The sequence below is a fragment of the Hydrogenophaga sp. genome, from assembly GCF_051860785.1.
Taxonomy (GTDB): Bacteria; Pseudomonadota; Gammaproteobacteria; order Burkholderiales; family Burkholderiaceae_C; genus Hydrogenophaga.
On sequence record NZ_JBIMLB010000001.1, the window covers coordinates 17,922 to 44,797 of the forward strand.

The 26,876-nt window shown below is 66.1% G+C and carries 22 protein-coding genes and 1 pseudogene; 11 read left to right on the top strand and 12 right to left on the bottom strand.

Annotation, left to right across the window (positions count from 1 at the left end; translation table 11 throughout):
• Positions 1 to 31: 31 nt before the first annotated feature.
• Positions 32 to 1,072, bottom strand: coding sequence for a serine/threonine protein kinase (locus ACTIF6_RS00090; RefSeq protein WP_439585961.1), 1,041 nt, complete (start codon positions 1,070 to 1,072; stop codon positions 32 to 34).
• A gap of 30 nt (positions 1,073 to 1,102) precedes the next feature.
• On the opposite strand from ACTIF6_RS00090, the gene ACTIF6_RS00095 reads away from it, so the two are divergent.
• The 4 genes from ACTIF6_RS00095 to ACTIF6_RS00110 all read left to right on the top strand — a co-directional run bounded on the left by ACTIF6_RS00095 (position 1,103) and on the right by ACTIF6_RS00110 (position 4,798).
• On the top strand, positions 1,103 to 1,978 hold the full coding sequence (locus ACTIF6_RS00095; RefSeq protein ID WP_439585962.1) for a class I SAM-dependent methyltransferase: 876 nt from the start codon (positions 1,103 to 1,105) through the stop codon (positions 1,976 to 1,978).
• Positions 1,979 to 2,068: 90 nt separating this feature from the next.
• A complete protein-coding gene (locus ACTIF6_RS00100; RefSeq protein WP_439585963.1) occupies positions 2,069 to 3,256 on the top strand; it encodes a cation:proton antiporter in 1,188 nt (395 codons plus the stop codon).
• Positions 3,257 to 3,264: 8 nt separating this feature from the next.
• Positions 3,265 to 4,389: a YbdK family carboxylate-amine ligase gene (locus ACTIF6_RS00105; RefSeq protein ID WP_439585964.1), complete on the top strand. Its 1,125-nt coding sequence runs from the start codon at positions 3,265 to 3,267 to the stop codon at positions 4,387 to 4,389.
• Between the two features lie 151 nt (positions 4,390 to 4,540).
• A complete protein-coding gene (locus ACTIF6_RS00110) occupies positions 4,541 to 4,798 on the top strand; it encodes a hypothetical protein (RefSeq protein ID WP_439585965.1) in 258 nt (85 codons plus the stop codon).
• A gap of 88 nt (positions 4,799 to 4,886) precedes the next feature.
• Here the strand turns inward: ACTIF6_RS00110 and ACTIF6_RS00115 are convergent, their stop codons facing one another.
• A complete protein-coding gene (locus ACTIF6_RS00115; protein WP_439585966.1) occupies positions 4,887 to 5,717 on the bottom strand; it encodes an ABC transporter permease in 831 nt (276 codons plus the stop codon).
• Between the two features lie 3 nt (positions 5,718 to 5,720).
• The gene (locus ACTIF6_RS00120; protein ID WP_439585967.1) at positions 5,721 to 6,659 is read right to left on the bottom strand and encodes an ATP-binding cassette domain-containing protein; all 939 of its coding nucleotides are present in this window, start codon (positions 6,657 to 6,659) and stop codon (positions 5,721 to 5,723) included.
• 99 nt (positions 6,660 to 6,758) lie between these two features.
• Between ACTIF6_RS00120 and asd the strand changes: the two genes are divergently transcribed.
• The 5 genes from asd (at position 6,759) to ACTIF6_RS00145 (ending at position 10,925) form a co-directional block, all read left to right on the top strand.
• Positions 6,759 to 7,610: an archaetidylserine decarboxylase gene (asd, locus tag ACTIF6_RS00125; protein ID WP_439585968.1), complete on the top strand. Its 852-nt coding sequence runs from the start codon at positions 6,759 to 6,761 to the stop codon at positions 7,608 to 7,610.
• Positions 7,611 to 7,632: 22 nt separating this feature from the next.
• Positions 7,633 to 8,835: a formate-dependent phosphoribosylglycinamide formyltransferase gene (gene purT, locus ACTIF6_RS00130; protein ID WP_439585969.1), complete on the top strand. Its 1,203-nt coding sequence runs from the start codon at positions 7,633 to 7,635 to the stop codon at positions 8,833 to 8,835.
• A gap of 116 nt (positions 8,836 to 8,951) precedes the next feature.
• Positions 8,952 to 9,560 carry a DUF3455 domain-containing protein gene (locus ACTIF6_RS00135; RefSeq protein ID WP_439585970.1) on the top strand — a complete coding sequence of 203 codons (609 nt, stop codon included), beginning with the start codon at positions 8,952 to 8,954 and terminating at the stop codon, positions 9,558 to 9,560.
• A gap of 91 nt (positions 9,561 to 9,651) precedes the next feature.
• Positions 9,652 to 10,218, top strand: a complete 567-nt coding sequence (locus ACTIF6_RS00140; RefSeq protein WP_439585971.1) for a sigma-70 family RNA polymerase sigma factor — start codon at positions 9,652 to 9,654, stop codon at positions 10,216 to 10,218.
• On the top strand, positions 10,215 to 10,925 hold the full coding sequence (locus tag ACTIF6_RS00145) for an anti-sigma factor (RefSeq protein ID WP_439585972.1): 711 nt from the start codon (positions 10,215 to 10,217) through the stop codon (positions 10,923 to 10,925). Before ACTIF6_RS00140 ends, ACTIF6_RS00145 begins: the two co-directional genes overlap by 4 nt.
• A gap of 11 nt (positions 10,926 to 10,936) precedes the next feature.
• On the opposite strand, the gene ACTIF6_RS00150 is transcribed toward ACTIF6_RS00145, so the two are convergent.
• The 3 genes from ACTIF6_RS00150 to ACTIF6_RS00160 form a co-directional block, all read right to left on the bottom strand.
• Positions 10,937 to 12,445, bottom strand: coding sequence for an AMP nucleosidase (locus ACTIF6_RS00150; RefSeq protein WP_439585973.1), 1,509 nt, complete (start codon positions 12,443 to 12,445; stop codon positions 10,937 to 10,939).
• 4 nt (positions 12,446 to 12,449) lie between these two features.
• Positions 12,450 to 13,862, bottom strand: a complete 1,413-nt coding sequence (gene gorA / locus ACTIF6_RS00155) for a glutathione-disulfide reductase (RefSeq protein WP_439585974.1) — start codon at positions 13,860 to 13,862, stop codon at positions 12,450 to 12,452.
• 66 nt (positions 13,863 to 13,928) lie between these two features.
• Positions 13,929 to 14,780, bottom strand: coding sequence for a 3-hydroxybutyryl-CoA dehydrogenase (locus ACTIF6_RS00160; protein WP_439585975.1), 852 nt, complete (start codon positions 14,778 to 14,780; stop codon positions 13,929 to 13,931).
• A 167-nt stretch (positions 14,781 to 14,947) separates the two neighbouring features.
• Here ACTIF6_RS00160 and ACTIF6_RS00165 point away from each other — a divergent pair.
• Positions 14,948 to 16,561, top strand: a pseudogene (locus ACTIF6_RS00165) (GMC family oxidoreductase); the annotation flags it as partial.
• Here the strand turns inward: ACTIF6_RS00165 and rocF are convergent.
• Positions 16,559 to 17,473 carry an arginase gene (rocF, locus tag ACTIF6_RS00170; protein WP_439585976.1) on the bottom strand — a complete coding sequence of 305 codons (915 nt, stop codon included), beginning with the start codon at positions 17,471 to 17,473 and terminating at the stop codon, positions 16,559 to 16,561. The pseudogene ACTIF6_RS00165 and the gene rocF overlap by 3 nt on opposite strands.
• A 54-nt stretch (positions 17,474 to 17,527) precedes the next feature.
• On the opposite strand from rocF, the gene ACTIF6_RS00175 reads away from it, so the two are divergent.
• A complete protein-coding gene (locus ACTIF6_RS00175; RefSeq protein ID WP_439585977.1) occupies positions 17,528 to 18,607 on the top strand; it encodes a DUF6352 family protein in 1,080 nt (359 codons plus the stop codon).
• A 7-nt stretch (positions 18,608 to 18,614) separates the two neighbouring features.
• On the opposite strand, the gene icmF is transcribed toward ACTIF6_RS00175, so the two are convergent.
• The 5 genes from icmF to ACTIF6_RS00200 all read right to left on the bottom strand — a co-directional run bounded on the left by icmF (position 18,615) and on the right by ACTIF6_RS00200 (position 26,723).
• Positions 18,615 to 21,908 carry a fused isobutyryl-CoA mutase/GTPase IcmF gene (gene icmF, locus ACTIF6_RS00180; RefSeq protein ID WP_439585978.1) on the bottom strand — a complete coding sequence of 1,098 codons (3,294 nt, stop codon included), beginning with the start codon at positions 21,906 to 21,908 and terminating at the stop codon, positions 18,615 to 18,617.
• A gap of 8 nt (positions 21,909 to 21,916) precedes the next feature.
• Entirely contained in the window at positions 21,917 to 22,795 is an 879-nt protein-coding gene (locus ACTIF6_RS00185; RefSeq protein WP_439585979.1) for a PPK2 family polyphosphate kinase, read from the bottom strand.
• A gap of 143 nt (positions 22,796 to 22,938) precedes the next feature.
• Positions 22,939 to 24,909: a TRAP transporter large permease gene (locus ACTIF6_RS00190; protein WP_439585980.1), complete on the bottom strand. Its 1,971-nt coding sequence runs from the start codon at positions 24,907 to 24,909 to the stop codon at positions 22,939 to 22,941.
• Entirely contained in the window at positions 24,906 to 25,526 is a 621-nt protein-coding gene (locus tag ACTIF6_RS00195) for a TRAP transporter small permease subunit (RefSeq protein ID WP_439585981.1), read from the bottom strand. Before ACTIF6_RS00195 ends, ACTIF6_RS00190 begins: the two co-directional genes overlap by 4 nt.
• Before the next feature lie 87 nt (positions 25,527 to 25,613).
• Positions 25,614 to 26,723 carry a TRAP transporter substrate-binding protein gene (locus ACTIF6_RS00200; protein WP_439585982.1) on the bottom strand — a complete coding sequence of 370 codons (1,110 nt, stop codon included), beginning with the start codon at positions 26,721 to 26,723 and terminating at the stop codon, positions 25,614 to 25,616.
• Between the last annotated feature and the right edge of the window lie 153 nt (positions 26,724 to 26,876).

The following is a 26,876-nucleotide window of genomic DNA, read 5'->3' on the forward strand; positions in this document are numbered from 1 at the left end:
ATTGATAGCAACCACACAAACAGACGGGTCTTCAGGCCACCAAAGGCGAGCCTTGCATTTCCTCGATCTGCTCCACCAGCATGTCGACCTGGCCCTGCCAGTAATCCCGCGTGCCGAACCAGGGGAAATTGATGGGGAAAGCGGGGTCGTCCCAGCGGCGCGCGATCCAGGCGCTGTAGTGGATCAGGCGCAGCGTGCGCAGCGGCTCGATCAGCGCCAGTTCACGCCGGTCGAAGCGGCGGAACTGCTCGTAGCCGTCGATCAGCGCGCCGAGTTGCTGCGTCTGCTGCCGGCGGTCGCCCGAGAGCAGCATCCAGAGGTCCTGCACGGCGGGTCCGGTGCGGGCGTCGTCCAGGTCCACGAAGTGCGGGCCGGCGCCCGGCTGGCCTTCCGGGGTCCACAGGATGTTGCCTGGGTGGCAGTCGCCGTGCAGGCGGATCAGCCCGATGCCGTCTTCCTCCAGCGGTGCACCGGGGCGCAGCGCAGGGTGGGCCTCGATCAGGGCCAGGGCTTCTTCCAGCGCGGCCGTCCAGGCGGTGCGCACCTCGGGCGCAATCGCAGCATGGTCCAGCAACCAGTCTCGAGGTTCGTGCGCGAAGCTTGCGGCGTTGAGTGCTGGGCGCTCGGCGAACGGCCGGGCCGCGCCCACGCTGTGGATGCGCGCCAGGAAGCGGCCGATCCACTCGAGCACGTCGAAGTCGTCCAGCTCGGGCCGGCGCCCGCCACGGCGTGGGCTCACCGAGAAAGCGAAACCGCCGAAGTGGTGCAGCGTCTGGCCGTTCAGCCGCAGGGGTGGCACGGCAGGAATCTCGGCCGCCACGAGCTCTTCGGCGAAGGCGTGCTCCTCGGCGATCTGCGCATCGCTCCAGCGGCCTGGACGGTAGAACTTGGCCACCACCTGCTCGTGGCCGTCCACGGGTGACTCCAGGTGGATCTGGTAGACGCGGTTCTCGAAGCTGTTGAGGGCGCTGATGCGCCCATCGCCCCAGAGCCCCACCTGCGCAAGCGCATCCTGCACCACATCGGGTGTGAGCTGGCTGTAGGGGTGCTTGCTGTTGTTCTCGGAGGTCATGCGCGATTGTCGCTCCCCTATGATCGGCGCATGTCGAAACACAAGGCGAATGCGCGGACAGCACCCACGCTGCAGGAGCAGTTGCCCGAACTGCGGCCGGGCCAGTCCGTGCCCTTGCTGCAGGAACTGCACATCCTCACCCGCGAGGGCAAGCTCAACCAGGACACGCGCCGCAAGCTCAAACAGGTGTACCACCTCGTGCAGTTCATCGAGCCGCTGCTGGCCGAGGTGCTGGCCGCGCGTGGTGACGTGACCCTGGCCGACCACGGCGCAGGGAAGTCGTATCTGGGCTTCATCCTCTACGACCTGTTCTTCAAGGACAAGACGGCGGGCCGTGTGACCGGCGTGGAAACGCGCGCCGAGCTGGTGGAGAAATCGCGTGCTCTGGCTGCACGGCTGGGCTTCGAGCGCATGGACTTCCTGGCCACCACGGTGCAGCAGGCGCTGAACCACCCGGACCTTCCGGCGCGCATCGATGTGGTGACCGCGCTGCACGCCTGCGACACCGCCACCGACGACGCCATTGCCTTCGGCCTGTCCAAGGAGGCCAGCCACCTGGTGCTGGTGCCGTGTTGCCAGGCCGAGGTGGCTGGCGTGATGAAGAAGCACAAAGCCCTGAGCCTGTCGCGCACGCCGCTGGCCGAGCTCTGGCGCCACCCCTTGCACACGCGCGAGTTCGGCAGCCAGATCACCAACGTGCTGCGCTGTCTTCAGCTGGAAGCCCACGGTTACAGTGTCACCGTGACCGAGCTTGTGGGGTGGGAACACTCCCTCAAGAACGAATTGATCCTGGCCCGTAGAATGGCCCAGGACCGGACCGGTACCCGCGAGCGGGCCCGGCAACGGCTGCAGCAGGTGCTCGATGAGCTGAACCTCCAGGAACTCTCGCTGCGCTTCACGGTTTGACTTTTGCGGTGGCACCGCGTGCCACCTTTCCTGCGGTGCTTCGCACCCGCCGGGAGCCCATCCCACAGGCCCCTTTCAGGAGTACCGCCCATGGTCACCGATTTTGATTTTCTGTTGCAATCCATTGCCTGGCCGCTGGTGCTGCTGCTGGCCTGGTTCGTGGCCGAACGCGTGCACGAGACCTGGCACCTGCCGCGCGTCACCAGTTATGTGGCCGTGGGCCTGGTGTGCAGCCTGGTCAACCTGCCCGGTCTCACCATCGCCGTGCCGGGCCTGGACTTTCTGGCCAACGTGGCACTCTCGCTGGTGCTGTTCGAACTCGGCTATCGCATCAACCTTCGCTGGTTTCGCCACAACCCCTGGGTGCTGGTGCTTGGTGTGGTGGAGTCCCTGGTCACCTTCGCGGCGATCTATTGGGTGGGTGGCTGGTTCGCACTCGAAACCGACATGCGCCTCATCATTGCGGCCCTGTCGGTCTCGGCTTCACCCGCAGGCGTGCTGCGCGTGGCCAACGAGCTGCGCAGCGCCGGCCAGGTGACCGAGCGCGTGCTGCACCTGTGCGCCATCAACTGCATGATCTCGGTGTTGTTGCTGAAAATGGTGGTGGGTTACTGGTACCTCAACAACTCCGGCGATCTGGTGCTCGCGGCCTTCGGCAGCATCCACGTGGTGGGCACTTCGGTGGCGGTGGGCGGCCTGCTGGGCGTGGCCGTGCCCTGGTTGCTGAGCCGGCGCACCACCCACGAGCGCGGCGTCACGGTGGTGTTCGCACTGTCGGTCCTGCTGCTGACCACGGCCGCCTACGGCCTCAAGCTCTCACCGCTGCTGGCTGCGCTCACCTTCGGCATCGTGGCGCGCGAGCGCCGCGTTCACCTCACCAACGCCCAGCGCGATTTCGGCACCGCAGGCGACCTGCTCTCGATCTTCCTGTTCGTCTACATCGCATCGTTGCTGAACTGGGTCGACGTGGGCACCGGCATGCTGCTGGGCCTGCTGCTGATCGGCGTGCGCACGGCTTCCAAGGTGGGCTGCAACCTGGTGGCCGCGCGCCTCTCTGGCATTACCGAACGCAAGGGGGTGCTCACGGGCCTTGCGCTCACGCCGATGTCGGCTTTCGCCATCCTCCTGCTGGAACAGAGCCGGCTCTACGGCTTCGGGCCTGCGGTGGAGGTGCTCTCGATCATGGCCGGCATGATGTTGATGCAGGAGCTGCTGGGCCCACTCGTCACGCAGCGCGCGCTCATGGCCGCGCATGAAACCCACGTGACCAAGGAATAGGAGACCCCATGCCACTCGAGACATTCAAATCCTCCGACTCGCTCACCATGGGCGTCGAACTCGAACTGCAGCTCGTCAACACCTACGACCTCGATCTCTCCAGCAGCGCCAACGACCTGCTGGAGCTGCTGCGCCGCAAGCCGTTTCCGGGTGTGGTCACGCCCGAGATGACGCAGAGCATGATCGAGATCGCCACCGACGTGCAACGCGAACACGGTCCGCTGCTGGCGCAACTCCAGCAGATCCGCGACACGCTGGTGACCGCGGGCGACCGCCTCAACATCGAGATCGCGGGCGGCGGCACGCACCCCTTCCAGCGCTGGTTCGAGCAGCGCATCTTCTCCAAGCCGCGCTTCCAGGAACTCTCCGGCCTTTACGGCTACCTCGCCAAGCAGTTCACCGTGTTCGGCCAGCACGTGCACATCGGCTGTTCCAGTGCGGACGAAGCGCTGTTTCTGTTGCACTCGCTCAACCGCTACGTGCCGCACTTCATTGCGCTGTCGGCGTCTTCGCCGTTCTCGCAGGGCGTGGACACGCTGTTCGATTCGGCGCGCCTGAACTCGGTGTTCGCCTTTCCCCTCAGCGGCCGCGCACCCTTCGTGCTGAGCTGGGAGGAATTCGCCAACGTCTACTTCACCAAGATGGAGAGCACGGGCGTGGTCAAGTCCATGAAGGACTTCTACTGGGACATCCGCCCCAAGCCCGAGTACGGCACCATCGAACTGCGCGTGTGCGACACGCCGCTGACGGTGGAGCGCGCCGCCGGCCTGGCCTGCTACCTGCAGGCGCTGTGCCGCCACCTGCTGGAACGCCGCGAACTGCCCCCCGAAGAGGACGACTACCTCGTCTACACCTACAACCGCTTCCAGGCCTGCCGCTTCGGCCTGGACGGCATGATGGTCAACCCCAAGACGCGCGAGCAGATCAGCATCCGCGAAGACATCCTGGCCACGCTGCGGCATCTGGGGCACCACGGGCAGGCGCTGAACTCCATGGCCGCGCTCGACGAGATCGAGCGCACGGCCGCGCGCGTGGGCAACCACGCCACCTTCCTGCGCACCCGGTACAAGGAAAGCGGCAGTGTGCAGTCGGTCGTGCGGGCGAGTGTGGAGGCTCTGCGGCACGGTCCGTGATCGATGTCACGAACCGTGCGTAGGGCAAGCGCACGCGGTGTCAGCGAAGTTCCTACAGCGTGAATGGGGCTGCGCCGACTTAACGTTGGCGGGGGTGGGGAATACAGTTTGTTTCATCGAATCCCGCCCCATTCATCTTCAGGAAGCCGCCATGTCCACCACCGCCACCCGCCTCAACCCCTTCGTCCTGATGCTCGATCCGGAAGCCGTGATCAGCGCCATGGAAACCAGCGCCAACCTGCGCGGCCTGCGTGCCCGCGTCTGCCGTCCGCTGGACAAGCCCCTGATCCCCAAGATCTTCGACGCCGCCGCGCGGGCCTACGACGCCGTGATCGAAGCCGAAGACTTCATCGACACCGGCAGCGAGCTGTACTGCGAAGCCCAACCTGCCCTGCAAGCCATTCACTGAGCCGACGGCCGCAGTGCCGGGCCGCCCCAAGCAAGGCCAGCCCCCTCGGGGGGCAGCGACCCGCGAAGCGGCGGAGCGTGGGGGCCCTTCATCTAGCGAACCTTTTGCGCGTGAGCGCAAGGGCCAGCCAGAACGCCCCCACGGTGTAGGCCAGCAGCACACCGGCGTGCAGCCAGCCGTGTGCAGGCCACTGGTCCATGAACAGGGGCCGCACCAGTTCCACCGCGCTGGTCAGGGGCAGCCAGTCCGATACGTGGCGCACCACCGCCGGCAATTGCTCCCGTGGGAAGAACACCCCTGACAGGAACATCATGGGCGTGAGGAACAGCGTGAAGTAGTAGGTGAAGAAGTCGTAGCCCTTGGCCAGGGCGTTGAACACCAGGGCAATGCACGAGAACGTGATGCCCGCCCCCAGCAGCACCGGCAAGGCCAGCAGCAGCTTGGGCGAGTGGCTGATGCCCAGCCCGAGCATCACCACCATGATGGCCGTCACCGAGAACAGGGCCTTGAAGGCCGCCCACAGCATTTCCGCCAACACCACGTCGTCCAGGCTCACGGGCGCGTTCATGATGCCGTCCCAGGTTTTCTGGACGTGCATGCGCGAGAACGCCGAGTACAAGGCCTCGAAGGTCGCGGCGTTCATGGCGCTCATGCAGATGCTGCCGCTGGCCAGGAACAGGATGTAAGGAACGGCCACGGTGCCCTGTGGTGTGCTCATGCTCACCTGCCCGACCAGCGCGCCCATGCCGTAGCCGAAGGCGATCAGCCACATCAGCGGCTCGGCGATGTTGCCCACCAGGCTGGGAATGGCGAGCTTGCGCCAGACCAGCAGGTTGCGAAGAAAAACAGGCCACCAGCGCATGGACAGGCGCGGCGGTGCCCACGGAGAGGGCGAGCGGGGAAGGGTGGTGGTGTTCATGGTTCAGCCGTCCTCGCGGATCTGTCGCCCGGTGAGCTTGAGGAACAGGTCCTCCAGGTTGGCCGGGCGGTGCAGGGCGCGCAAATGGTGATGCTGCTCACCCAGGGCGGCCAGCAGCGGCATGGCCTGCGCGGTGTAGAAGAACACGGTCTCGCCGCTCACCTCCACGCGGGCCGCCAGCGCGCGCAGCGCAGCGTGTTCTTCCGCCTGGGCCAGCGCGAGGGCGCCGTTGCCATAGACCTCCACCACGTCGGGTTCCAGGTGCTGGGCGATCAACTCGCGCGGCCGGCCTTCGGCAATCTTGCGGCCATGGTCCAGCACCAGCAGGCGTGAGCACAGGCGCTCGGCCTCGTCCATGAAGTGCGTGGTCAGCAGGATGCTCTTGCCTTGTTGCAACAGCAGTTGCAGGCGTTCCCACATGAGGTGGCGCGCCTGCGGGTCCAGGCCGGTGGTGGGTTCGTCGAGCATGAGCAGGCGCGGGTCGTTCACCAGCGCGCGCGCCAGCGACAGGCGCCGCTTCATGCCGCCCGAGAGTTCACCGGGTTTCGCGTCGGCCTTGTGCGAGAGCGCGGCGAATTCCAGCAACTGCGGAATGCGCGCCTGGATCGCAGCCTTGGGCAGGCGGAAGTAGCGGCCATAGACCAGCAGGTTCTCGGCGCAGGAGAAGTCGGGGTCGAGCGTGTCCATCTGGCTCACCACGCCCAGTTGCGCCTTGATGGCCAGCGCGTCGCGCGGCATGTCCTGCCCGAAGGCGGTGATGCTGCCGGCGTCGGGCGTTGTCAGGCCCAGGCACATGCGGATGGTGGTGGTCTTGCCTGCGCCGTTGGGGCCGATCACGCCCAGGCATTCGCCGGGTTCGATGGAGAAACTCAGGTCGTCCACCACCGTGCTTTCGCCGTAGCGTTTGACCAGGTGGCGGCATTCGAACAAGGTGCGATTCATGTGCCGGCATTGTGCCCGCTCGGGCCAGACACTGCTTCGAGTGCCACCCTACAATGCGGGGCTGTCCAACCGGGGCCAGGCCTCATTCCCTCATCGACCATGCCCCTCTCCGTTGCGTTGCAATACCTGTTCCCGAAACGGGCTCTTACCGTGTTTGGAGGCTGGGTGGCCAATGGCCGCTGGGGCGGCCTCACGCAGTGGATCATCCGGCGCTTCATCCGCAAGTACCGCGTCAACATGGCCGAAGCCGCCAACCCGGACCCGAAGGCCTACGGCAGCTTCAACGAATTCTTCACCCGCGCGCTGAGCGCCGATGCGCGCCCCCTGGCGAATGCGGCCTTTGTCTGCCCGGTGGACGGCGCCATCAGCCAGTTCGGCGCCATTGCGCGGGACCAGATCTACCAGGCCAAGGGCCACACCTACAGCACCCGCGCCCTGGTGGGGGGGGACGCCGAACTGGCCGCGCAATTCGATGATGGCGCCTTCGCCACCATCTACCTCAGCCCCAAGGACTACCACCGCATCCACATGCCGATGCAGGCCACGCTTCGCCGCATGATCCACGTGCCCGGCGACCTGTTTTCCGTGAACCCGGCCACGGCACAAGGCGTGCCGGGACTGTTCGCTCGCAACGAGCGCGTGGTGTGCGTGTTCGACATGCAGGTGGGTGAGACGACGCTGCCCTTCGTGCAGGTGCTGGTGGGCGCCACCATCGTCGGCAGCATGGCCACCACCTGGCATGGTGTGGTGAACCCGCCGCGCCCGCGTGAGGTGCGCGAATGGAGCTACGGCGATGCGCCGGTGCGCCTGCAACAGGGCGAAGAAATGGGTCGCTTCCTCTTGGGTTCCACCGTGGTGCTGCTCTGGCCGCGCGACACCATTGCCTTCAACCCCGACTGGGCACCCGAAGCCGCCGTGAAGATGGGCGAGGCCATGGGCGACGCTTTGTAAACGACCTGCGAGAAACAATCCCATGACCACGCTCGGAACCCCGCTCTCTCCCTCCGCCACCCGCGTCATGCTGCTTGGCTCGGGCGAACTCGGCAAGGAAGTGCTGATCGCGCTTCAGCGCCTGGGCGTGGAGACCATCGCGGTGGACCGCTACGAGCACGCGCCGGGCCAACAGGTGGCGCACCACGCGCGCACGATCACCATGAGCGACCCGGCGCAGCTGAAGGCGTTGATCGAGGCTGAGCGCCCGCACCTGGTGGTGCCTGAAATCGAAGCCATCGCCACGCCCACGCTGGAAGAACTTGAGGCCGCTGGCGTGGTGCGCGTCATTCCCACGGCCCGCGCCGCCCGCCTGACCATGGACCGGGAAGGCATCCGCCGCCTGGCCGCTGAAACGCTGGGGCTGCCGACCAGCCCCTACCAGTTCTGCGACTCGCTGGAGGAACTTCAGGCGGCCATCGACGGAGGCATCGGCTACCCCTGCATCGTCAAGCCGGTGATGAGCAGCAGTGGCAAGGGCCAGAGCAAGATCGATGGTCCCGCCGATGTGAAGACCGCCTGGGACTACGCCATGTCGGGCGGACGCGTCGGCCCGGGCCGCATCATCGTGGAAGGCTTCATCGACTTTGACTACGAGATCACGCAGCTCACCGTGCGCGCGCTGGACGCCAGCGGCAACGTGGAAACGCATTTCTGCGATCCCATCGGCCACGTGCAGGTGAGTGGCGACTATGTGGAGAGCTGGCAGCCGCACCCCATGACGCCGGCCGCGCTGCAGAAGTCGCGCGACATCGCCAAGGCCGTGACCGACGACCTGGGCGGCCAGGGCCTCTTCGGCGTGGAACTGTTCGTCAAGGGCGACCGGGTGTGGTTCAGCGAGGTGAGTCCGCGCCCGCACGACACCGGCATGGTGACCATGATCACGCAGTGGCAGAACGAATTCGAGCTGCACGCCCGCGCCATCCTGGGCCTGCCGGTCTCCACCGCGCTCAAGAGTCCGGGCGCCAGCGCCGTCATCTATGGTGGTGTGGAAGCCCGGGGCATCGCCTTCGAAGGGGTGGACGAAGCGCTGCGCGTGCCGCAGACCGAGATCCGCCTGTTCGGCAAGCCCGAGAGCTTCGCCAAACGGCGCATGGGCGTGGCCCTGGCCTTTGATGCCGACGTGGAGAAGGCGCGCGTTCAGGCCAAGCTGGCCGCGTCGAAGGTGCGGCCGCGCACGGCCTGACGCGGCGGCCGAATTTTTTTCCATCCGGCTGCATCCATTCGCCTCCCTGGTGCGTAGTGGAAGCAGTGGCGCTGTTTTTGCGCCGCTGCCCATAACCCACCATCGAGGAGTATTCCATGATCGTCAAATCTACCCTGGCCGCTGCTGCGGCCCTCGCCCTGACCGCCTGTGCCTCCAATATGGGCGGCTCCAATATGAACAGTTCCGCTGTGAACACCCCCTCGATGGGCAGCCCCACCACGGGCACCCCGGCGATGGCGTTTTCGCAGGCCGGCCTGCCCGACGCCGTGAAGGTGCCTGCGGGCAACCGCGTGGCCATGGAAACCGTGGGCGTCGGCCAGATCACCTACGAATGCAAGGTCAAGGCCAACATGCCTGGTCAGTTCGAATGGGTGTTCGGTGGCCCCGATGCCAAGCTGATGGACCGCAGCGGCAAGCAGGTCGGCAAGTACTACGGCCCGCCCGCCACCTGGGAAGCGAACGACGGCTCCAAGTTCACTGCCACGCAGGTCGCCGTGGCGCCCGCCGGTGAAGCCAACATCCCGCTGCAGCTCGTGAAGGCCAACCCGGCCATGGGCATGGGCGCCATGAGCGGCGTGACCTACACCCAGCGCGTGGCCACCAAGGGCGGCATCGCCCCGGCCACGGCCTGTGGTGCCGCCAATGTGGGCGCCAAGCAGATCGTGCAATACCAGGCCGACTACATCTTCTACAAGGCTTCCTGAGCGGTATTCGGCTAGTATGGCCGGCAGTACCGGGGCCTGGCGCCGCAACGCGCCGGGCCCCGTTTCTTCCGCCCAGCTGGCCTGAACGCCCTTGCCACCCACCGATTCCGAACCGTTCGATCACGATGCCGCCCTGGCCGCCTGTGCGCGGGGCGATCGTGCGGCCCTGCGCCGCCTCTACGAGCGCGAGGGCCGCTACCTGTTGGGCGTGGCCTTGCGCATCGTGCGCGACCGCGCCACCGCCGAAGACGTGTTGCACGACGCTTTCATGAACATCTGGACCCGGGCCGCCAGCTTCGACGCCAGCCGCGGTGCGGGCCGGGGCTGGATGGTCGGCATCGTGCGCCACCGCGCGCTCGATGTGGTGCGTGCCGGTTCGCGCACCGTGTCCGCCGACGAAGACGAGATGGAGGCGCTCCACGCAGCCGATCCTTCTGCTGCGCCCGACATGGCCGAGGCCTTCGCACTGCGCGCCGACCTCGGCCGCCTCGACGACTGCCTGGCCCGCCTGGACACGCCCAAGCGCAACTGCGTGCTCTACGCCTACCTCGACGGCTGCACCCATCCCGAGATTGCCGAGCGCCTGGGCGCGCCGCTGGGTTCGGTGAAGGCCTGGATTCGCCGAGGCCTGGCCTCGCTGCGGGAGTGCCTGGCATGAGCACGCCTGAAGACAACATCGACGCGCTGGCCTCGGCCTATGTGCTGGGCACGCTTTCGGCTCAGCGCCGCCGTGAGGTGCAGGGCCGGTTGCCGAACGACGCCCTACTGCGCCACGCGGTCGATGCCTGGGAATCGCGACTGCTGCCGCTGACCGCGCTGGTGGAGCCGGTGGAGCCGACGGCGGCGCTGTGGACGCGCATCGAGAACGCGCTGCCGCGAGCCCCTGCACGAAAGGCCGCGCCCGTCAGCGCCTGGCAAAACTGGTGGCGCAGCGTCAATTTCTGGCGTGCCGTGGCGGCCACCGGTTTCGTGGCCGCTTCGGTGGCGGTGCTGCTGCCGTCCACCCGCCTGTTCGCGCCTGCTGCGCCGCAGTACATGGTGGTGCTGGTCGCGCCCAACGGCACCGCCCCGGGCTGGGTGGTGCAGACCAGCGGGCGCGACACGCTGCGCCTGGTGCCGCTCGGCACCACGGCCGTGCCCGAGCAGCGCTCGCTGCAGTTCTGGACCAAGGCCGACGACTGGAACGCGCCGGTGTCGCTGGGCCTGGTGCAGCCTGGCCAGCCACTGGAAGTCAAGCTCGATCAGTTGCCCCCGCTGGTGCCCAACCAGTTGTTCGAGATCACCCTGGAACCCTACGCCGGCTCGCCCACCGGGCGGCCTACGGGTCCCATCCTTTACATCGGGCGTGCGGTCAAGCTGACCTGATTCGCCGGCGTCTACTGGAACGCCACTTCCGCAAAGCTGCGCAGCTTGCGGCTGTGCAGCTGGTCGGTGCCGCCTTCGCGCAGGATGTCGATGGCGCGGATGCCGATGCGCAGGTGCTGGTCCACGCGTTCGCGGTAGAAGTGGTTGGCCATGCCGGGCAGCTTGATCTCGCCGTGCAGGGGCTTGTCGCTCACGCAGAGCAGGGTGCCGTAGGGCACGCGGAAGCGGAATCCGTTGGCAGCGATGGTGGCGCTTTCCATGTCCAGCGCCACCGCGCGCGATTGGGAGAAGCGGCGCTGCGGCATGTTGTCGGGCAGCAGTTCCCAGTTGCGGTTATCGGTGCTGGCCACGGTGCCGGTGCGCATGATGCGCTTGAGCTCGGCCGGTGGCACGCCGGTGACGTCGGCCACGGCGCCTTCCAGCGCGAGCTGGATCTCGGCCAGCGCGGGGATCGGCACCCACAGCGGCAGTTCTTCATCGAGCACGTGGTCTTCGCGCACGTAGGCGTGGGCCAGCACGTAGTCGCCCAGTTGCTGCGCGGTGCGCAGGCCGGCGCAGTGGCCGAGCATGAGCCAGGCGTGTGGGCGCAGCACGGCGATGTGATCGGTGATGGTCTTGGCGTTGGCCGGGCCCACGCCGATGTTGACCATGGTGATGCCGCTGCGGTCGGGGCGCATGAGGTGGTAGGCCGGCATCTGCGGCAGGCGCGGTGGTGCGTGGCCCAGCGCGTCGATGGGCTCGGCGGCCAGGCCGGTGCGGCGCATCACCACGTTGCCGGGCTCCACGAAGGCGACGTACTCGCTCTCGGGGTTGGCCATCTCGGCGTGACCCAGCTTGATGAACTCGTCGATGTAGAACTGGTAGTTCGTGAACATGACGAAGTTCTGGAACCATTCGGGCGCCGTGCCGGTGTAGTGGCGCAGGCGCTGCAGCGAGTAGTCCACGCGCGGCGCGGTGAACAGCGACAGCGGATGCGCTTCGCCCGCCTTGGGCACGTGCGTACCGTTGGCAATGCCGTCGTCCATGGCGGTGAGGTCGGGCAGGTCGAACACATCGCGCATGAGGGCGCGGCGCGCCACGTCCATGGCGCCTTCCACGTGGTCGTGCTCGGCGAACGAGAAGTGGATGGGGATGGGCTGGGTGCTGGTACCCACTTCCAGTTCGCCGCCATGGTTGGCCAGCAGCAGGCTGAATTGCTGCAGGTAATAGTCGCCGTACAGGTCGGGGCGGGTGAGCGTGGTCTCGAAGCGGCCGGGACCGGCCACAAAGCCGTAGCTCAGCTTCTTGATGGCCGGGCTGTCAGGCGCAGCGCCCCGGCGTGTGTTGGTGTGCGTGTGCAGGCGCACGTAGGGGTAGCAGGCGCGCACATGGGTGCTGGAGAAATCGCCGCCGCCCACGTACTCGCGCATGGCCTGGCGCAGGAATTCCACGTTGTCCTGATAGATCCGCTGCACCTGGGCCAGGGCCTCGGCGGGATCGGTGAAGACGAGGGGGGCGGTGAAGTCGGGCGTCTTGTGCATGGCGCTATTGTGGCGCTGCTCGGGGTTCCCTCATCGTGACGAACTCTTCCGCGGCCGTCGGGTGAATGCCGATCGTGCTGTCGAACACCGCCTTGGTGGCTCCCGCCTTCAGGGCCACAGCGAAACCCTGCACGATCTCGCCGGCTTCGGCGCCCACCATGTGCAGGCCCACCACACGGTCGCTCTTCGTGTCCACCACCAGCTTCATCAGCGTGCGCTCGGTGCTGCCCGACAGCGTGTGCTTGAGCGCCTTGAACTCGCTGCGAAAGATGGTCACCTCGCCAAACTTCTCGCGCGCCTTCTCTTCGCTGTAGCCCACTGTGCCGATGGAAGGGTGCGTGAACACGGCGGTGGGCACGAATTCGTAGGCCATGCTGCGGGGCGCCTTGCCGGCGGCGGGGCCGAAGAGCTGGTCCACCACCACCATGGCCTCGCCCAGCGCAACGGGCGTGAGCTGCAGGCGGTTGGTGACGTCGCCCAGGGCGAAGATCGAAGGCACGTTGGTCTGGTAGTGCTCGTTGACGATGACCTCACCTTTGGCGCCCAGGGCCACGCCCACGGCATCCAGCCCCAGGTCGGCCACGTTGGGCACGCGGCCGGTGGCGTACAGGACGGCATCGGCCATCACCCGCGCGCCGCCCTCGCATTCCACACGCAGGCCTTGGTCGGTCTGGCGGATGTCCACCACCCCGGCATTGAGGTGCAGGTCCACACCAGCCTTGACCATCTCGGCCGCCACGAAATGGCGGATCTCGTCGTCGAAGCCACGCAGGATCTGATCACCGCGGTAGAGCTGCGTGACCTTCGATCCCAGGCCGTTGAAGATGGAAGCAAACTCGCTGGCGATGTAGCCGCCACCCACCACCACCAGGCGTTGCGGAAAGGGTTCCAGGTCGAAGATCTCGTTGGAGGTGATGACGTGCTCGCGCCCGACGAAGTGAGGCACGTGCGGCGTGCCCCCGGTGGCGATCAGGATGTGTTTCGCGGTGAACTCCTGGTGGCCGGGCGAGCCGTCCGCATTCAGGGTGGACAGTGCGATGCCGTGCGCACCGGTGACGCGCGCGAAGGCCTCGAACACCGTTACGCCCGAGCCGCGCAGCAGGTTGCCGTAGATGCCGTTGAGGCGAGTGATCTCGCGCGCGCGGTTGGCCTTGAGCGTGGCCCAGTTGAACGTGGGCCTGTCGCCTTCCCATCCGAAGCCGTGCGACTCCCCGAAGGCCTCGCCGTAGTGCGCCGCAAAGCTGTACAGCTTCTTCGGGATGCAACCCACGTTCACGCAGGTGCCACCCAGGCCGTCGTTGCCCAGCACCTCGGCCAGCGCCACGCGCGCACCACGCTGTGCGGCTATGCGTGCGGCACGCACGCCACCGCTGCCACCACCGATGACGAAAAGGTCGAAGTCGAAAGAAGCGCTCATGCGGATGGGTCCTTGGAGATCGAGGGCCGATGTTACGTCCGCATCAATGCCGTTGCTGGCACAGGCTCAATACGTGTAAACGCCCCGGCCGGTCTTGCGGCCGAGCCAGCCCGCAGCCACCATTTCCTTCAGCAGCGGGGCGGGGCGGTACTTGCTGTCATTGAACTCGGCCATGTAGACGTTCATCACCGCCAGGCACACATCGAGCCCGATCATGTCGGCCAGGGCCAGCGGGCCGATGGGCTGGTTGGTGCCGAGCTTCATGCCGGCGTCGATGTCCTCAGCGCTAGCGATGCCTTCGGCCAGCACGAAGAAGGCCTCGTTGATCATCGGCACCAGGATGCGGTTGACCACGAAGCCGGGCGCGTTCTTCACCGTGATGGGCGACTTGCCCAGCGCCTCGGCCAGCGCCTTCACGGTGTCGTGCGTGGCGTCGCTGGTCTGCAGGCCACGGATGATCTCCACCAGCGCCATCATGGGCACCGGGTTGAAGAAGTGCATGCCGATGAAGCGGTCGGGCCGCTGCGTGGCCGCGGCCAGCTTGGTGATGCTGATCGAGCTGGTGTTGGTCGCCACGATCACCTCCGGCGCGAGCAGGTTGTCGAGCTGCTGCAGGATCTTGACCTTCAGGCCTTCGTTCTCGGTGGCGGCCTCGATGACGAGTTGCGCGCCCTTGAGGTCGTCGTAGTTCGTCGAACCCTGGATGAGCGCGAGTGCGGCGTCCTTGTCGGCGATGCTGATCTTCTCTTTCTTGATCAGCCGGTCCAGGCTGCCGGCCACGGTGGCCAGGCCCTTGTCAACGGCGGCCTGAGCGATGTCGACCATCACGACGCGGATGCCCCGGGTGGCGCAGGCCTGCGCGATGCCATTGCCCATGGTGCCCGAGCCGATGATGCCGACGGTCTGGATCGTGTTCATGAATGCCAACTCCTGAGATTGAATGCGGGTTGTGTTTGGGGTTTTCCCGGCGTCACCGGGGTGTCTTTCCTAGGCGGGACTGCCTACTGGCGGCATTCCGCCTGTGCTAACTTGCCCCACAGATTGTCGCGCACCCGCTTGGGCGCGCGGCCCACTCGGAGACACCCATGTTCGACTACATCATCGTCGGCGGCGGATCTGCCGGCTGCGTGCTGGCCTCCCGCCTGAGCGAAGACCCGGCGGTTCGCGTTGCCCTCATCGAAGCCGGCCCGAGCGACCGCAGCGTGCTCATTCACTGCCCTGCCGGCCTGGCCGCCATGGCCCGATTCGAGCTCAACGGCTGGGGCTATGGCACGGTGCCGCAACCCGGCCTGAATGGCCGGCGCGGCTACCAGCCGCGCGGCAAGGTGCTGGGTGGCTCCAGCTCCATCAATGCCATGATCTACGCGCGCGGCCACGCCAGCGATTACGACCGCTGGGCCGCACAGGGCAACCCCGGCTGGTCGTTTGCCGACGTGCTGCCGTATTTCAAGCGCGCGGAGCACAACGAGCGCGGCGCCGATGCATTGCATGGCCAGGGGGGCCCTCTCAACGTGATGGACCTGCGAAGCCCCAATGCCTTCCTGCCCTCGTTCGTCGAAGCAGGCGTGCAGGCCGGCTATCCGCACAACACCGACTTCAATGGCCCGCAGCAAGAGGGTGTGGGTGTCTACCAGGTCACGCACAAGAACGGCGAGCGCTACAGCGCGGCCAAGGCCTACCTCACGCCGAACCTCGGGCGAAGCAACCTCCAGGTCATCACCAACGCCCTCACCACCCGCGTGGTGATGGACGAAGAAGAAAACCCTCCGCGTGCGGTGGGCGTGGAGTACCGGGGCAACGGTGGGCGTGGTCCGCTGCAGATCCTGCGGCTGCGCGAAGGCGGCGAGGTGGTGCTGAGCGCCGGTGCCTTCGGTTCACCCCAGTTGCTCATGCTCTCGGGCATCGGCTCGGCCGATCACCTGGCCGAGCACGGCATTCGCCCGGTGCGCGATCTGCCGGGCGTGGGCCAGAACCTGCACGACCACGTCGACGTGGTGCTGGTGGTCAACGCGCCGAAGGCGACGGACCTGTTCGGCCTTTCGCTCGGCGGCGTGGCGCGCATGGTGCGCGGCATCTTCGAGTGGCGGCGCCAGCGCAGCGGCATGCTCACCACCAACTTCGCCGAGGCCGGCGGCTTCATCAAGAGCTCTGCAGACGAACCCATTCCCGATCTGCAACTGCACTTCGTGGTGGGCAAGCTGGTGGACCACGGTCGCAAGACGGTGTTCGGGCATGGCTACTCCTGCCATGTGTGCCTGTTGCGCCCGAGGAGCCGCGGCACGCTGCGCCTTTCCAGTGCCGATCCCCAGGCTGCGCCACTCATCGACCCCGCGTTCCTGCAGGACCCGGACGACATGGCGCGCCTGCTGCGCGGCTTCAAGCTCATGCGCAGCCTGCTGCAGCAACCTGCGCTCGCGCGTCACGGCGGCACCGAGTCGGCCTCGTCCGCCCAGGCACAGAGCGATGCACAGATCGAGCAGTTCATTCGCAACCACGCCGACACCATCTACCACCCGGTGGGCACCTGCCGCATGGGCCCTGGGCCGATGGATGTGGTGGACGCAAGCCTGCGCGTCCACGGCGTGGCGGGCCTGCGGGTGGTGGATGCGTCGGTGATGCCCGAGGTGGTCGGCGGCAATACGAATGCGCCGGTGATCATGATGGCCGAGAAGGCCGCAGACATGATGAGGGCGGGATCACTTCCTCATCAGAGTGGATTTTCCAAACAGACTTTCGATCAGGTCGACGGCCAGTTCGGCGGTTCGGTTGCGGACGTCCAGCGCGGGGTTGAGCTCCATCACGTCCAGTGAGGCCAGCCGACCCGTGTCGGCGATCATCTCCATGCAGAGCTGCGCTTCCCGGTAGGTCGGGCCGCCGAGCACGGTGGTGCCCACGCCGGGTGCGATCTCGGGGTCGAGGAAGTCCACATCGAAGCTCACGTGCAGGTGGGTGTTCTCATCCACCTCCTGGAGGGCCTGCTGCATGGTGTGGCGCATGCCCATCTCGTCGATGTAGCGCATGTCGAACACCTCCAGCCCGGCCTGATGCACCAGGCGCTTCTCGCCTGCGTCCACGCTGCGGATGCCGATCTGCCGCACCTGGCTGGCTTCGATGGCGGGCGTGTGACCTCCGATGCCGGTCAGGCGCGCCGGGCCGTAGCCGCAGAGCAGCGCCACCGGCATGCCATGGATGTTGCCGCTGGGGGTGAGGTCGGCGGTGTTGAAGTCGGCGTGGGCGTCGAGCCAGAGCACGCGCAGGTTCTTGCCCGATGCGCGGCAGTGCCGCGCCACGGCGCTGATGGAGCCCAGGCCCAGGCAATGGTCTCCGCCCAGCACGATGGGCAAGCGGCCCAGCACCAGTTCGGCGTGCACCGCCTCATGCAGGTTCTCGTTCCATGCGACCACCTCTTCCAGGTGCCGGTAACCCTCGGTGGGGGGTTGCCAGGGGTTGGAGGGTCCGGCGAGGTTGCCCCGGTCGACCACGCGCAAGCCCTGGCCTTCGAGCACGCTGGCCAAGTTGGCCACGCGCAAGGCCTCGGGGCCCATGGAAGCGCCGCGAGCGCCAGCGCCGATGTCGGTGGGCACACCGATGAGGCTGATGTCTTGTTGCATGGCGCCATTGTGGTGGAACACGGGCACCTCGGGGGTGTGAACGACAATCCGACCATGTCCGATCCATCCGTTTTCTGGTCCTCCTGCGGCCACGATCATCTCGTTCGCAACGCCCGTGGCTGGCTCGTGCCCACCGCCGACTACTGGCGGTTCTGGTTGTCGAGGCCTGAACTGGCGCTGGTCGAGGAATCCTGCGACGCCGAAAAGGCGCTGCACGCCAGCTTGATGCGGGAGCCCGATCGGGCGGTGCCGGCACATGAGGTGGATGCGATGGCGGATGAGGATGTCCGCGCCAACCACCGCCTGTTCCTGGGATGGCGCGACGCGGTCATCGGTGCCGGCTCGCTGGAGGCGGCGTATGCCGGTTTCTTCCGGGAGGGCGCGATCCAGGTGCCGCCGCTGTTCCTGGATCTCATGGTGCAGGCCATGGTGGCTCACCTGCTGGCCAACGAGACTGACCCCTGGCGCTGGCGCGCGGCCGAACTGCTGTTCCGGCGCCAGCGCGTGAGCGTTCAGGACGGGCGGGTGCTCAGCGGCGACAGCGAGGTGCTGGACATGCTCAACGAGACCGGCGGGCTGGGCGAGGTGGGCCGTCTGCTGCTGCAGGGGGGGGCTGCCCTGCCGCAGACGCAGATCGAGGTGCTGGGTGAAGACAGCGCTGAGCGCTACCTGCGCAGCCGCCAAGGGGCCGGACGTTTCAACTTCGTTCTGGACCTCACCCATGAAGTCCAGAACGAGTTGCCGCACGGCCTCACGCTCACCATGACCCGCGCACGCTCCGGGCTCAAGGCCCTGGCCGCCGTGCTGGAACTGTGGGTGCGGCACTTCCACGGGGTGGCGGTGAAGATCCAGCCCGAAGCGCGGGTCGAAGACCCGTCGTGGCGCTGGCACCTGGGGCTGGACGCGGAATCGAGCGCGCTGCTCAACGACCTTTACCTCGGTCACGAAGTGGAGCCGGAGCGTCAGCAGCGGCTTATCAGCCTGTTTCGCCTGACGTTCGTCGACCCGCAACACATGCAGGCCGACGTGCGCGGCAAGCCGGTGTACCTGGGCCTGGCGATGACGGCCGGCGGGTTGCTCAAGCTCAAGCCGCAGAACCTGCTGCTCAACCTGCCGCTGACGCAGCCGGCCTGAACAGGCCCTACATATTGCGCCGGTACTGCCCGCCGACCTCGAAAAGGGCGCTGGTGATCTGGCCGAGCGAGCACACGCGCACGGCGTCCATCAGCACCTCGAACACGTTGCCGTTCTCGATCACGGCCTGGCGCAGGCGCTGCAGCATGGCCGGCGATTCGGCGGCGTGGCGGGCGTGGAAATCGGCCAGCCGCTGCAACTGGTTCTGCTTCTCGTCGTCGGTCGAGCGCGCGAGCTCCAGCGTCTCGGGCGTGGGATCGCCATGCGGGTTGCGGAAGGTGTTCACGCCCACGATCGGGTATTCGCCCGTGTGCTTGAGCATCTCGTAGTGCATGGACTCGTCCTGGATCTTGCCGCGCTGGTAGCCGGTTTCCATCGCGCCCAGCACGCCACCGCGTTCGGCGATCTTCTCGAACTCCTGCAGCACGGCCTCTTCCACCAGCTCGGTGAGCTCGTCGATGATGAATGCGCCCTGGTTGGGGTTCTCGTTTTTCGCCAGGCCCCACTCGCGGTTGATGATGAGCTGGATCGCCATGGCCCGGCGCACGGAGTCTTCGGTGGGCGTGGTGATGGCTTCGTCGAACGCGTTCGTGTGCAGGCTGTTGCAGTTGTCGTAGATGGCGATCAGCGCCTGCAACGTGGTGCGGATGTCGTTGAACTGGATCTCCTGCGCGTGCAGCGAACGGCCGCTGGTCTGTACGTGGTATTTCAGCTTCTGGCTGCGTTCGTTCGCGCCGTAGCGGTCGCGCAGTGCGACCGACCAGATGCGGCGTGCCACGCGGCCGAGCACGGTGTACTCCGGGTCCATGCCGTTGCTGAAGAAGAAACTCAGGTTGGGCGCGAAGTCGTCGATGTGCATGCCGCGCGCCAGGTACGCCTCCACGAAGGTGAAGCCGTTGGAGAGCGTGAACGCGAGCTGGCTGATCGGGTTGGCGCCTGCTTCTGCAATGTGGTACCCGCTGATGGACACCGAGTAGAAGTTGCGCACGTCGTGGTGCACGAAGTACTCGGCGATGTCGCCCATCACCTTCAGTGAGAACTCGGTGCTGAAGATGCAGGTGTTCTGTCCCTGGTCTTCCTTCAGGATGTCGGCCTGCACCGTGCCGCGCACGTTGGCCAGCACCCATTCGCGGATCTTGGCGGCCTCGGTGTCGGTGGGCTCGCGGCCGTTCTCGGCCTTGAACTTCTCCAGGTTCTGGTCGATCGCGGTGTTCATGAACATCGCGAGGATGCTGGGCGCCGGGCCGTTGATCGTCATGGAGACGGAGGTCGCCGGGTGGCAGAGGTCGAAGCCACCGTAGAGCACCTTCATGTCGTCCAGCGTGGCGATGGACACTCCGGAGTTGCCGACCTTGCCGTAGATGTCCGGGCGCGGGTCGGGGTCGTTGCCGTAGAGCGTGACCGAGTCGAATGCGGTGGACAGGCGCTTGGCCGCCATGCCTTCGGAGAGCAGCTTGAAGCGGCGGTTGGTGCGGAAGGCGTCGCCTTCGCCCGCGAACATGCGGGTGGGGTCTTCGCCCTCGCGCTTGAAGGCGAAGGTGCCGGCGGTGTACGGGAAGCTGCCCGGCACGTTGTCCAGCATCAGCCATTTCAGGATCTCGCCATGGTCTTCGTACTTGGGCAGGGCCACCTTGCGGATGACCGTGCCCGAGAGGCTCTTCGTGGTCAGCGCGGTGCGGATTTCCTTGTCGCGGATCTTCACCACGTACTCGTCGCCCGCGTAGGCCTTCTGCATGTCGGGCCACTGGGCGAGCAGCTTGCGCGCGGCGGGGTCCTGGTCGAGCTCGCGCACCTGGGCGAGGTCGATCACCGCTTCGGCGGCGCGCGCGCGTTCGGGCTTCTCCACCCGCAGCATGCGCGCGGTTTCGGTGAGCTGCTGGATCTCGCGCGCGAGGCGCGCCTGCTCGACGGCTTTCTGCTTGTAGCCGCGCACCGTGTCGCTGATCTCGGCCAGGTAGCGCGTGCGCGCGGGCGGCACGATGGGCGTCTGGTTGGTGCTGTGGCGCACCTTCACGGTGGGCAGGCGGCCTTCCTGCAGCGGCAGGCCGAGTTCACCCAGCTTGAGCTTGAGGGCCTGGTAGAGCGCGGTCACGCCGTCGTCGTTGAAGCGTGCGGCCATGGTGCCGAACACCGGCATCTGGTCGGGCGGGGTGCTCCAGGCTTCCTGGTTGCGCTGCACCTGCTTGGCCACATCGCGCAGGGCGTCGAGCGCGCCCTTGCGGTCGAACTTGTTGATGGCGACGAAGGCCGCGAAGTCGAGCATGTCGATCTTCTCGAGCTGGCTGGCCGCGCCGAACTCGGGCGTCATGACGTACATGGGCACGTCCACGTGCGGCACGATGGCCGCATCGCCCTGGCCGATGCCGGAGGTTTCCACCACGATCAGGTCGAAGCCGGCGCATTTGCAGGCCGCGATCACGTCGGGCAGGGCGGCGCTGATCTCGCTGCCGAAGTCGCGCGTGGCCAGGCTGCGCATGTAGACCCGCTGTCCTTCGCGCCAGGGGTTGATCGCATTCATTCGGATGCGGTCGCCCAGCAGCGCGCCACCGCTCTTGCGGCGCGACGGATCGATGGAGATCACCGCCACGCGCAGCCGGTCGTCCTGGTCCAGCCGCAGGCGGCGGATGAGTTCATCGGTGAGGGATGACTTGCCCGCGCCACCCGTGCCGGTGATGCCGAGCACCGGCACCTTCTTCGTTTTGGCCTGTTCGCGCAGGGCCGACACCAGCGCCGCGTCCGCGCTGCCGTTCTCGAGCACGGTGATGAGCTGCGCCAGCGCGCGCCAGTTCATCTCGCCCTGGCCCTCGATGGCGGCCAGTGCCTTGGGCGCGTAGGGGCTGAGGTCCTGGTCGCAGCGCATCACCATCTCGCCGATCATCCCGGCCAGGCCCATCTTCTGGCCGTCTTCCGGGCTGTAGATGCGCGTCACGCCGTAGTCCTGCAGCTCACGGATTTCGGCCGGCACGATCACGCCGCCGCCGCCGCCGAACACCTGGATGTGTTCGCCGCCGCGGCTCTTGAGCAGATCGACCATGTACTTGAAGTACTCCACGTGGCCGCCCTGGTAGGAGCTGATCGCGATACCCTGCGCGTCTTCCTGCAGTGCGGCGGTCACCACCTCATCCACCGAGCGGTTGTGTCCCAGGTGGATCACCTCCGCACCCATGCCTTGCAGGATGCGGCGCATGATGTTGATGGCGGCGTCGTGCCCGTCGAACAGGCTCGCAGCGGTGACGAAACGCACCTTGTGCGTGGGGCGGTAATTGGCCAGGGCCTGGAATTCGGCGGCGAGGTTGCTCATGTGGTCTCTCAATCAATGCGAAGCCCGTTCAGCGCCGGGTCTTCGGGGGGATAGCGCAGTTTCAATGCCTTGAGTGTGTCGCGCACCACGGTGGCGATCATCAGGTTGCGGTGCGTCTTGGAGTCGGCAGGCACGATGGTCCAGGGGGCCCATGGCGTGCTGGTGGCGTTGAGCAGGGATTCGTAGGCCGCCTGGTAGTCGTCCCACTGCTTGCGCACCTCCAGGTCGCCCAGGCTGAATTTCCAGTGCTTGGTGGGGTCGTCCACGCGCTCCTGCAGCCGCTGCCGTTGCTCGTCCTTGCCGATGTGCAACATGAACTTGAGGATGACGGTGCCGGTCTCGGCCAGCAGGCGCTCGAAATCCTTGATGTGCTCGTAGCGCTGCTGCGTCTGCTCGGGCGTGATCCAGCCGTTCACCGTGGGCACCAGCACGTCCTCGTAGTGGCTGCGGTTGAACACCGTCATCTCGCCGGCACCGGGCATCTTCTGGTGGATGCGCCAGAGGTAGTCGTGATCGCGCTCGATCTCGGTGGGCGCCTTCCAGCCCACGGTGTGCACGCCCAAAGGGCTGGTGCGCGAGAACACGCCGCGCACCGTGCCGTCCTTGCCCGAGGTGTCGGTGCCTTGCAGCACCACCAGCAGCTTGAAGCGACGGTCCGCGTAGAACAGGTTCTGCAGTACGTCGAGTTCCTCGGCGAGCTGACCCACGGTTTCCTGGTCCCGGGACTTGGTGCCACTGGAGAACGGCTTGGCGTTGGTCTTGAAGGCCTTGAGCGAAACCCCCTTGGCCTTGCCGTGTGGCACTTGCCACGCCTGCCATGCGCTGCCCTTGCCCGCGAGCAGGGCCGCACGGGGAAAGGGCAGATGGACGTCGTTCAAGCTGGGCATGGGCGTCGGTCGGTTGTGGGGAGCGGGTGCATCAGGTTCGATTGACGTTTACGTAAACGTCAATGAAGGCGCCATGTTACCCCTTTCGGACGAAAAAAGGGGCGCCTGAGCGCCCCTGGAGGGTTTTCCGCCAGTGGCCGGATTTACTTGTAGAGCAGTTGCGGCAGCCACAGTCCGATCTGCGGGAACATGTAGAGCAGCACGATGGCCAGGATCTGGATGCCCATGAAGGGCAGCATGCCCAGGAAGATCTGGTTCAGCGTGACATGCGGCGGAGCAACACCCTTCAGGTAGAAGGCGGCCATGGCCACGGGTGGGCTCAGGAACGCGGTCTGCAGGTTCAGCGCCACCAGCAAGCCGAAGAACAGCGGGTCCACATCGAAGTGCGACAGCAGCGGGATGAAGATCGGCATGAAGATCACGATGATCTCGGTCCATTCCAGCGGCCAGCCCAGCAGGAAGATGATGATCTGGGACATCACCAGGAACTCGATCTTGGTGAGGTTCATGCCCAGCACCCATTCCTCCACCAGGGCCTGTCCGCCCAGCAGCGCGAAAGCGGCCGAGAAGATCGCCGAGCCCACGAAGAGCCAGCACACCATGGCCGAGGTCTTGGCGGTCAGGTAGACCGATTCCTTGAGCACCGACATGTTGAGTCGCCGGTAGGCCGCAGCGAGCAGCATGCCCCCCAGCGCCCCCATGGCCGCGGCCTCGGTGGGTGTGGCCAGCCCCATCACGATCGATCCCAGCACGCTCAGGATGAGCAGCATCAACGGAAAGAACGAGGCCAGCAGCATCTTGAAGATCTCGAGACGCGCAAAGCTGAGGAACAGGTAGAACAAGGTGACCAGGGCACCAAAGATGGCGAAGACCACCCACCACCAGGTGGGGGCTGGCTGCGTTGTAGCGGCCTCTTCACCGGCGGTAGCTTCTGCCGATTCCGCTGCAGCGGCCGGCTCGCTGGCGGCAGGTTCCGCCGCCGCTTCGGTACCCGGTGGCGCCTGCAGGTCACCCGATGCGGCGGGTTCGTCGGGATCGGCCGGTGGTTCTGCCAGGGCATCGGCAGGCGGCTCGGCCAGGCCACCCGACTCGGACGGAGGCTCTGCCAGGCCACCCACCTCTGTCGAACCACTGGAGCGGCTGGCACCGATTTCCTCGATGTCGTAGACGTCTGCGGCCTTCACCGTCGTCACCGCTTGATAGCTCGGGATCATGATGGCCGCGAAGAGCAGCGCCGGCAAAGCGGCCAGCCCGATCTGCTTGAGCAGGTGCGATATCGGCACGTCGGCGTTGCGGCGACCCTTGAGCAGTCGCAGCACGGCGTGCGCAGTGGGGTCGTCCGTCAGGCGTTGCGTCAGCGGCGGCAGCTTGACGCGGCGCTCTTCCGCGCTGAGCGGCGGCGCCCATTGGGGCTTGAGCTTGGCCACGATGATCACGTACAGCACGTACAGCGCCGACAGCATCAGGCCAGGGAAGAAGGCGCCTGCATACAACTGCACCACCGACACGCCAGCCGTGGCGCCGTAGACGATCAGCAACACAGAGGGTGGCAGCAGGATGCCCAGGCAACCCCCGGCCGTGATCGAACCGGCCGCCAGTGGCACGCTGTAGCCGGCGCGCAGCATGGCGGGCAAGGCGAGCAGGCCCATCAGCGTGACCACAGCACCCACGATGCCTGTGGCGGTGGCAAAAATGGTGCAGGTCACCAGCGTGGCGACAGCCAGGGCGCCGGGCAACCGGGCCAGAGCCAGGTGCATGCTCTTGAAGAGCGACTCGATCAGGTTGGCGCGCTCCACCAGGTAGCCCATGAACACGAACAGCGGCACTGCGATGAGCACGTCGTTCGCCATGGTTTTGTAGGCCGACTGCACCATGAGGTCGAGGGTGCGCGTGATGTCCCGGTCGTAGGCCATCCAGGTGAACAGCATGCCCATGCCCATCAGCGTGAACGCGGTGGGAAAGCCCAGCATGATGGCCACAACCACCAGCGAGAGCATCAACAGGCCCAGGTGGCCTTGGGTGATGGTCTCGGCGCGCACCAGCACGCTGCCCGCCAGCACCACGACGATGGCCATGAAAGTCAGGCCAAACCAGAGTTCCTTGCGGACTTTCATGAGCGCTTCTCCTGGGCCACCACGACGGCGTCGAGCGCTGCGATGTCTTCGTCTTTCACGTTCACCATTTCCTTGAGTTTGTCGACGTCCACTTCCTGCACGTCGTCTTCACGCGCTGGCCAGGCGCCGGTCTGGATGCACTGGACACAGCGCACGATCTCTACGAAGCCCTGCAGCAGCAGCGTGAAGCCGGCCAGCGGGATCACATATTTGAAGGGATACAGCGGCAGGGGATCGGCAGAGAAAGTCTGCTCGCGGATGGCAAGCGATTCGCCAGCGTAGATCCACCCGGCCCAGGTGAGCGCGACGATGCCCGGGAGGAAGAACACGATGTAGAGCACAAGGTCCACGGTGGCCTGGGTGCGGGGCTGGAAAAAGCCATAGAGCACGTCGCCGCGGACGTGCCCGTTCTTGGCCAGCGTGTAGGCACCCGCCGTCATGAACAGGGTGCCGTACAGCATGATCTGGGCGTCCAGCACCCAGGCGTGGGGATTGTTCAGGGCGTAGCGCGAAAACACTTCCCAACTGATCAGCAGCGTGAGCAGGAGTGCGCACCAGGCGAAGACCTTGCCGATGAATGTCGACAGGCGATCAACGGTCCACAAGATGGATTGCATCGAGATTCCTCAGCCGGCGCGGAATGAAACGGGCAACAAAAAAGGGGCATCGCGCCGGCGCCATGCCCCTTTCCCGGTTTGGGTGGATCAGCTCTTCTTGCCGAAGTAGTGGTTGTACGCCATCTTGAAGTCGACAGAGTAGTCGTTTTGCCATTGGCAGGCACGTTGCGCGAAAGCCTTCTGCGAGTCGAGGACCTTCTTGAACAGGGGGTTCTCGCCTGCCTTCTTGGCGATCGTCTTGTCCCACGAGGCGAGCTGCGCACGCAGGATGGGGTCGGGCGTCTTGTAGAACTTCACGCCGGCCTTCTTGAGCTCGAGGTAGTCCTGCGAGTTGCGGTCGATCGCCTTCCAGCTCATGTCGGCGCTGGCGGCTTCCACAGCGTAGTCGATGACGGACTTGAGTTCGGCCGGCAGCGCGGCGAGCTTGGCCTTGTTGAACAGGATTTCGAACTGTTCGCCCGACTGGTGGAAGCTTTGCAGCATGCAGTTCTTGGCCACATCGGGGAAGCCCAGCACGCGGTCGCTGGAGGCATTGTTGAATTCCGCCGCATCGATCAGGCCGCGGTCCAGCGCGGGCACGATCTCGCCGCCAGGCAGAGGGTTCACGGCCGTACCCATGTCGGTGAACACGTCCACCGCCAGGCCCACGGTGCGGAACTTCAGGCCCTTCATGTCGGCCACCTTGGTCACCGGCTTCTTGAACCAGCCCAGCGGCTGTGTGGGCATGGGGCCGTACAGGTAAGACGCCACATCCAGGTTCAGGCTCTTGTAGATTTCGTCCATCAGCGCCTTGCCGCCGCCGTACTTGTGCCAGGCCAGGACCATGTTGGCATCCATGCCGTAGCCAGGACCGGAGCCCCACAGGGCCAGGGCCGAGTTCTTGCCGTACCAGTAGGCGACCACGCCGTGGCCACCATCCAGCGTGCCCTTGGCCACCGCGTCGAGCAACTGGAAGGCTGGCACCACGGAGCCAGCAGGCAACACCTCGATCTTCAGACGCCCGCCGGCCATGTCGTTGACCTTCTTGGCAAAGTCGTTGGCGTACTCGTGGAAGATGTCCTTCGCAGGCCAGGTGCTTTGAAAGCGGAACGTGGTGGTCTGCGCCATGGCAACCATCGGCACGGACATGGCGCCGGCCGCGACGGCGGCGCCCTTGAGCATGCCTCGACGCGAAGTGACCGTTTTTTTCTCTGACATCGATAGTCTCCAGTACGGGTTGATGAGCCGCTGATAATACCGCCTGCACGCCGCTGTATTGCGCAGGGTTTTCACCGACCGGCGGTAAATTGACAGAGCAATCGAACGAATTCGTACGGGGATACCCGGATCGATTGGAAAGAATTGGTCTAT